This is a genomic window from Dietzia sp. SLG310A2-38A2 (genome assembly GCF_014145095.1).
Lineage (GTDB): Bacteria > Actinomycetota > Actinomycetes > Mycobacteriales > Mycobacteriaceae > Dietzia.
Genome location: NZ_JAALDX010000337.1, coordinates 1 through 6,098, shown reverse-complemented (window position 1 = coordinate 6,098; position 6,098 = coordinate 1). Strand labels below are relative to the sequence as shown.

5 protein-coding genes are annotated in these 6,098 nt (G+C 70.7%); 3 read left to right on the top strand and 2 right to left on the bottom strand.

Going from position 1 to position 6,098, the window contains the following annotated elements:
- The coding region (locus G6027_RS12180) for a DEAD/DEAH box helicase (protein ID WP_182637410.1) at positions 1-1,694 on the bottom strand (1,694 nt) is incomplete at its 3' end.
- A gap of 62 nt (positions 1,695-1,756) precedes the next feature.
- Between G6027_RS12180 and G6027_RS12175 the strand changes: the two genes are divergently transcribed.
- Entirely contained in the window at positions 1,757-2,797 is a 1,041-nt protein-coding gene (locus G6027_RS12175; protein ID WP_182637409.1) for a serine hydrolase domain-containing protein, read from the top strand.
- A 42-nt stretch (positions 2,798-2,839) separates the two neighbouring features.
- Positions 2,840-3,451, top strand: a complete 612-nt coding sequence (locus tag G6027_RS12170; protein WP_182637408.1) for a class I SAM-dependent methyltransferase — start codon at positions 2,840-2,842, stop codon at positions 3,449-3,451.
- 40 nt (positions 3,452-3,491) lie between these two features.
- On the opposite strand, the gene G6027_RS12165 is transcribed toward G6027_RS12170, so the two are convergent.
- Complete coding sequence (locus G6027_RS12165; RefSeq protein WP_182637407.1) at positions 3,492-4,919, bottom strand: glutamate decarboxylase; 1,428 nt, start codon at positions 4,917-4,919, stop codon at positions 3,492-3,494.
- Between the two features lie 172 nt (positions 4,920-5,091).
- On the opposite strand from G6027_RS12165, the gene G6027_RS12160 reads away from it, so the two are divergent.
- Positions 5,092-5,976: an SDR family NAD(P)-dependent oxidoreductase gene (locus tag G6027_RS12160; RefSeq protein WP_182637406.1), complete on the top strand. Its 885-nt coding sequence runs from the start codon at positions 5,092-5,094 to the stop codon at positions 5,974-5,976.
- The last annotated feature ends 122 nt before the right edge of the window (positions 5,977-6,098 follow it).

The window sequence follows — 6,098 nt, the reverse complement described above, 5'->3', positions numbered from 1 at the left end:
TTGCCCTTCAGCGGCACGTCCAGCCGCGCGAGCCCGGTGGGCCACTGGCGTCGGGGGGGCAGGACCACTCCCGGGCGCTCCAGCGCCTCGCGGGCGCGGGTCAGCGCACCGTCGTCGACCGAGGTCGTCCTGCGATCGCCGGTGCAGTTGTCGCATCGTCCGCATCCGCCGGAGGCCGGGTCGAGAGTGGGGTCGTCGAGCTGCGTGCGCAGGAAATCCATCCGGCACGAGCCGGTCCGCTCGTACGCGATCATCGCCTCCTGCTCCGACCGCCTGGCCTCGGCCAACCCGGCGTAGCGCTGGGCATCGTAGTGCCACTGCCGTCCGGTCGAGATCCACCCGCCCCGCACCCGCTGGACCGCGCCGTCCACGTCGAGCACCTTGAGCACCATCTCCAACCGGGTCCGGCCCAGATCCACGGCGGGCTCGAGGGCCTGGGTCGACTGCGGCCGGTCGGGTTCCAGGGCGTCGAGGACGCGGCGGACCACGTCCTCGGGCGGAAAGGCCAGAGAGGCGAAGTGATTCCAGATTGCCCGGTCCTCGGGTCCGGGCAGCAGGACCACCTCGGCCCGGTCGGCCGCACGGCCGGCGCGACCGATCTGCTGGTAGTAGGAGATGGGCGACGGCGGGGCCCCGAGGTGGACGACGAAGCCCAGGTCGGGCTTGTCGAAACCCATGCCCAGCGCGGATGTGGCGACCAGCGCCTTGACCTCGTTGTCCAGCAGTGCGCGCTCGAGCTCCTCGCGCTCGCCCGCATCGGTGCGGCCGGTGTAGGCGCTCACACGGTGCCCGGCGGAGGTGAGCAACTCGGCCATGTCCTGGGCCGCTGCGACGGTCAGGCTGTAGACGATCCCGCTGCCCGGTAGGGACTCCAGGTTCTCCACCAGCCACGCCGCGCGGCGCTCCGAGTCGTCGATCGCCACCACCGACAGGCGCAGCGACTCACGGTCCAACCCGCCCCGCAGGACGAGAGTGTCGGACGCCGCGGGGTCGCCCGCCTCAGAGCCCGGGCGATCGGGCCCATCCGGCCGTTCGCCCACACCGAGCTGCTGTGCCACGTCGCGCACCACCCGGTCGTTGGCCGTGGCAGTGGTGGCCAGTACCGGAACGCCCTCGGGCAGATCGGCCAACAGCGTGCGGATCCGGCGGTAGTCGGGCCGGAAGTCGTGCCCCCAGTCGGAGACGCAGTGGGCCTCATCGACCACCACCAGGCCGGCGTCCGCGGCCAGGGCGGGCAGGACGGTATCGCGGAAGTCGGGGTTGTTGAGCCGCTCCGGGCTGACCAGCAGAACGTCCACCTCGCCGGCGCGGACCGAGGCGCGCACGTCGTCCCACTCCGTCATGTTGGCCGAGTTGATGGTGGCCGCCCGCACCCCTGCCCGCGCGGCCGCCTCGACCTGGTTTCGCATGAGTGCCAGCAGCGGCGAGACGATCACCGTGGGCCCCGAACCGAGTTCCCGCAGCAGACGGGCGGCGATGAAATACACCGCCGACTTGCCCCAGCCGGTGCGCTGCACCACGAGGGCCCGCCGGCGGTCGGCCACGAGCGCCTCGATCGCTGTCCACTGGTCCTCCCGCAGCGTCGCCCCCTGCCCGGCGAGCGCGCTCAACAGTTCGTCGGCGCGCGAGCGGAGCGCGTGACGGTCGGGTCCTGTGGCGGAGACGGCGCCGGGGAGGGAGGTCATGCCGCCCATCGTGCACCACCGCTCCGACACGCAGGATGCGGTGGTCGACCGGATGACGTTGACTCGGGGCCATGGACGGTGAGGATGTCCGGGCGGGGCACCGGGCGAGCAGATGCGCGGCACTGGTCGGGAGGACGACCGAACGGTTGGCGCGTCGGCGAGTCGGCCTGGTGGTCGGCGGGGGGCCGTCCGGGGACGTGTCGATCGCCTCCGGGGGCGACGACGGCCACGGTGAGGTCCCGGACTCGGGCACCCTGTTCGAGATCGGGTCGATCACCAAGACGTTCACCGCGCTCCTGCTCGCGGACGGCGTGATCCGGAGGGACTGGCGGCTCGACACCCCTGTACGAGAGCTCCTCCCGGCCGGTGTGGAGGTTCCGCGTCGGGCCGGCGTGGAGATCACCCTGCAGCACCTCGCGACCCATACCTCCGGGCTCCGGCGGTCCCCGGTGCGTCTCGGGCTCCGGGAGAATGTCGCCTACCAGCGCACCGGTGCTGACCCGTACGCGCGGCTGACCGAGGAGGATGTGCTCCGGAGTCTGGGCGACGCGCGACTGAAGCGGGTGCCCGGACACGGCACGCCGGCGTACTCCAATCTCGGGTTCGGCCTCCTCGGCACCGCGATGACCACAGCGACCGGACAGGACTACGGAACGCTCGTACGAGACCGGGTCTGCGGTCCGCTCGGGTTGGGGGACACCGTGGTCGACGCCCAGATGACCACCGATCAGCGGCAGCGGATGGCGGTGGGATTCCGGAGTCGTCGTCCCGCCGATCCCTGGCCCCTGGCCGGGCTGGCAGGCGCGGGAGCACTGCGGTCCACGGCCTCGGACATGGTCCGGTTCCTCGCGGCCCAGGTCGACCCGGGGAGCACCGGGCTCGGTGATGCCATCCGTCTCACCCACGCCACGCAACCGGGCGGGCCGGAACGGATGGGGCTCGGGTGGCACCGTGCGGGGGATCGGACCCTGTGGCACAACGGCGGGACAGGCGGATTCCGGTCCACCGCGCTCATGAGCCCCGCCTCCGGCACCGTCGTCCTCGCGCTCGTCAACCAGAACCGGGGCGCGGACCTGAGCGCGTTCCGACTGATGCGCCGGCTGGACGGATGACCTCGGCACCGGTCGGGGTGCGGCACGGCCATACTGGGTGACATGACGCAGACGTGGAAGAAGATCGTGGACGCCGATCCCGGGCACTCGCAGCGATACGCCAAGCGGTGGGACGACATGGTGGCCGAGGGGGTGGACATCGACGGCGAGGCGCGGTTGATCGATGCGATGGCGCCGCGTGGCGCCCGAATCCTCGACGCCGGGTGCGGACAGGGCCGCACGGGGGCCTATCTCCACGAGCGCGGGCACCGGGTCACCGGTGTGGACCTCGACCCCCACCTGGTCGAACGGGCGCGGGAGCTGTGCCCTGACGCCACCTGGGAGGTCGCGGACCTGGCGGGGGAGGACTGGGCGGCAGGGCCGTTCGACCTGGCCGTCTCCGCCGGCAACGTCCTGGCGTTCGTCGATCCCGCCGACCGTGGCACGGTGCTGGCCCACCTCGCCGCGCGTCTGGTGGCGGCGTCCGACGACGTCGAGGGACGACGCGGGCGCCTGGTCGTGGGGTTCGGTCTCGACCGTGGGTGGTCGCGCGAGGAATTCGACGCCGACGCGCGAGAGGCGGGACTGGAGCTGGAGCAGCGCTGGTCTACCTGGGACCTCCGGCCGTTCAGCGAGGACAGCGGTTTCATGGTCGCCGTACTGGTGCGCGGGTAGCTCCGACCACACCACTTCGTGCCAGGTCGCCCCGGGCCTCTCAGTGGTGGAAGTGCGATCCGGCTCCCCTGCGGGGCATCGGTGAGTCGAGCTCGTCGAGGAATGACACCTCGCCGGCGAGGTCCTTGATCAATGCCGAGGCCAGGTCGCGGCCGAGGCCGACGCGGACCACGATGCGCAGCACGGTCACGTGCGCCAGATCGTCGGCCAGGGGATACGCGGGCACGAGCCAGCCCTTCATCCTGAGTCGGTCCGACAGATCGTAGAGGGTCCACATCTCCGTGTACCCCTCCTTGAGCCGCCAGGTGACGACCGGAATCGTGTCGCCCCGGCTCACCAACTCGAAGGGGGCGAGCGTCCCGATCTCCGCGGACAGGAACTGTGCGACGTCGAGGGATCCCTGCTGGACCCGGCGGTACCCCTCCCAGCCGAGCCGCAGGAACATGTAGTACTGCAGGAGGACCTGGGCCCCGGGTCGCGAGAAGTTCAGCGCCAGGGTCGGCATGTCCCCGCCGAGGTAGCTGCAGTGGAAGATCATGCTCTCCGGGAGAGCGTCCGTATCGCGCCACACGATCCAGCCCACACCCGGGTAGACGAGCCCGTATTTGTGGCCGGAGGTGTTGATGGACGCGACGCGTTCGACGCGGAAGTCCCACTCCAGGTCGGGTTGGCAGAACGGCGCGACCATGCCGCCGGACGCGCCGTCGACGTGGATCCTGACGTCGAGGCCGGTGTCCTCCTCGATCTGGTCGAGCTTCGCGGCGATCTCGGCGACCGGCTCGTAGGCACCGGTGTAGGTGACGCCCATGATGGCGACCACCCCGATGGTGTTCTCGTCCACGTACTTCTCGAGTTCGTGGCCGTCGAGCATCGGGTGCTCCGCCGAGATCGGCACCCAGCGGGGCTCGACCTCGAAGTAGTTGCAGAACTTCTCCCAGCAGACCTGCACGGCGGTCGACAGCACGATGTTGGGTCTCTCGGTGGACTTGTTCCCCGCCCGGCGCCCGGCCTGCCAGCGTCGCTTGAGTGCGAGCCCGCCCAGCATGCACGCCTCGGACGAGCCGATGGTCGAGGTGCCGATGGACTCCCCGACGTCCGGCACGTTCCAGAGGCCGGCGATCATCCTCCAGCACCGCTCCTCGATCGCGGCGGTCTGGGGGTACTCGTCCTTGTCGATCATGTTCTTGTCGACGGTCTCGGCGTACAGACGCCGGGCCTCGTCGTCCATCCACGTGGAGACGAACGTGGCCAGGTTGAGTCGCGCGTTGCCGTCGAGCATCGCCTCGTCGTGCACGATCTGATAGGCCGTCTCGGGAAGGGCCCGGTCCCTCGGGAGTTCGAAACGGGGCAACTCGGTGGCCTCGCCAGGGCGGACGAACACGGAGTTGAGCTCCAGCGACTCACCACCCTCGTTGGTGGTGTGGCGTGCTGTGGTGTGACGTGCGGTGGTGCGGGGGTTCTCGGCCACTGTCTCTCCTCATGTCGGAGCTCGTTCCGTGGTGACCCATCGGTTTCCAGAGTGTGTCACCGATGACAGGTGACCGTCACCGTCTTCCCGAGGAGAGTGCCTGAACAGCGGCGATGCTCCCCGTGGGCCGGTGGCGACACCGCTGGCCCCGCCGCCCCCGCACACTGTGCCCATGAGCGCACAGAAGTGGACCGTGGACTGCCTACCTGACCTGACCGGCAAGACCATCATGGTGACCGGCGGCACGAGCGGGATCGGCAAGGAGGTGGCACGCGAGACGGCGCGTCGCGGCGCCCACGTGGTGCTCCCCTCCATCACCCGCGCCGAGGGGGAGTCGACGGCGGCGGAGATCGGCGGTTCGACGGAGGTCCACGAGCTCGACCTGAGCCGCCTCGACGCCGTGCGCGGGTTCGCGGCGGGATACACGGATCCGGTCGACGTCCTGCTGGACAACGCCGGACTCATGAGCAGGACACGCAGACAGACCCCCGACGGCTTCGAACTGCACCTGGGGGTCAACGTCCTCGGGCCGTTCCTGCTCACCGAGTTGCTGCTGCCGCGGATCAGGGAGCGGGTCGTGATCACGGCCTCGATGGCCCACGCCACGGGACGCATCGACTTCGAGGACCCCCACTTCCGCCGGCGCCGGTATTCCATGGCGGTCGCGTACGCCCAGTCCAAGCTCGCGTGCATGCTCTGGGGTCTCGACCTGCAGAACCGGCTCGACGCCGCCGGGTCACCGGTGGACGTCCAGCTCGCGCACCCAGGGTTCGCCGCGACCTCGATCCTCGATCCGACGCCGTTCCCGCCGGTCAACGCGGTACTCAACCTGCTCGGTCGACGGATCGTCCCCACCGCGTCCGACGGGGCGCGACCTCTCCTGTACGCCGCGACGGAGTCGCTCCCACCGGCGTCGTACATCGGCCCGTCGGGTTTTCGCCAGATCGCCGGGTCGCCGGGCCTGTGCGAGCGCTCCGCTCCCGCCGGTGATCCGGACCTCGCCCGCCGCTTCCGGGAGTTCGCCGTGCACGAGACCGGGGCCGATCCGGCCGTCTGACAGGTCCCGTCGGCCTCCCCGGTCGCATCGGTAAGCTGGCGCTCATGACCACCAGCCACCTCGACGCCCCCGACCTCTCCGGCCAGACGGACGCCGATCGGCCCGCCCACGACCCGACGCGC

Bases quoted from the DNA above. Each gene is read 5' to 3' on its own strand.
- G6027_RS12170 (WP_182637408.1), top strand. From the start codon at position 2,840: ATGACGCAGACGTGGAAGAAGATCGTGGACGCCGATCCCGGGCACTCG.
- G6027_RS12160 (WP_182637406.1), top strand. From the start codon at position 5,092: ATGAGCGCACAGAAGTGGACCGTGGACTGCCTACCTGACCTGACCGGC.
- G6027_RS12175 (WP_182637409.1), top strand. From the start codon at position 1,757: ATGGACGGTGAGGATGTCCGGGCGGGGCACCGGGCGAGCAGATGCGCG.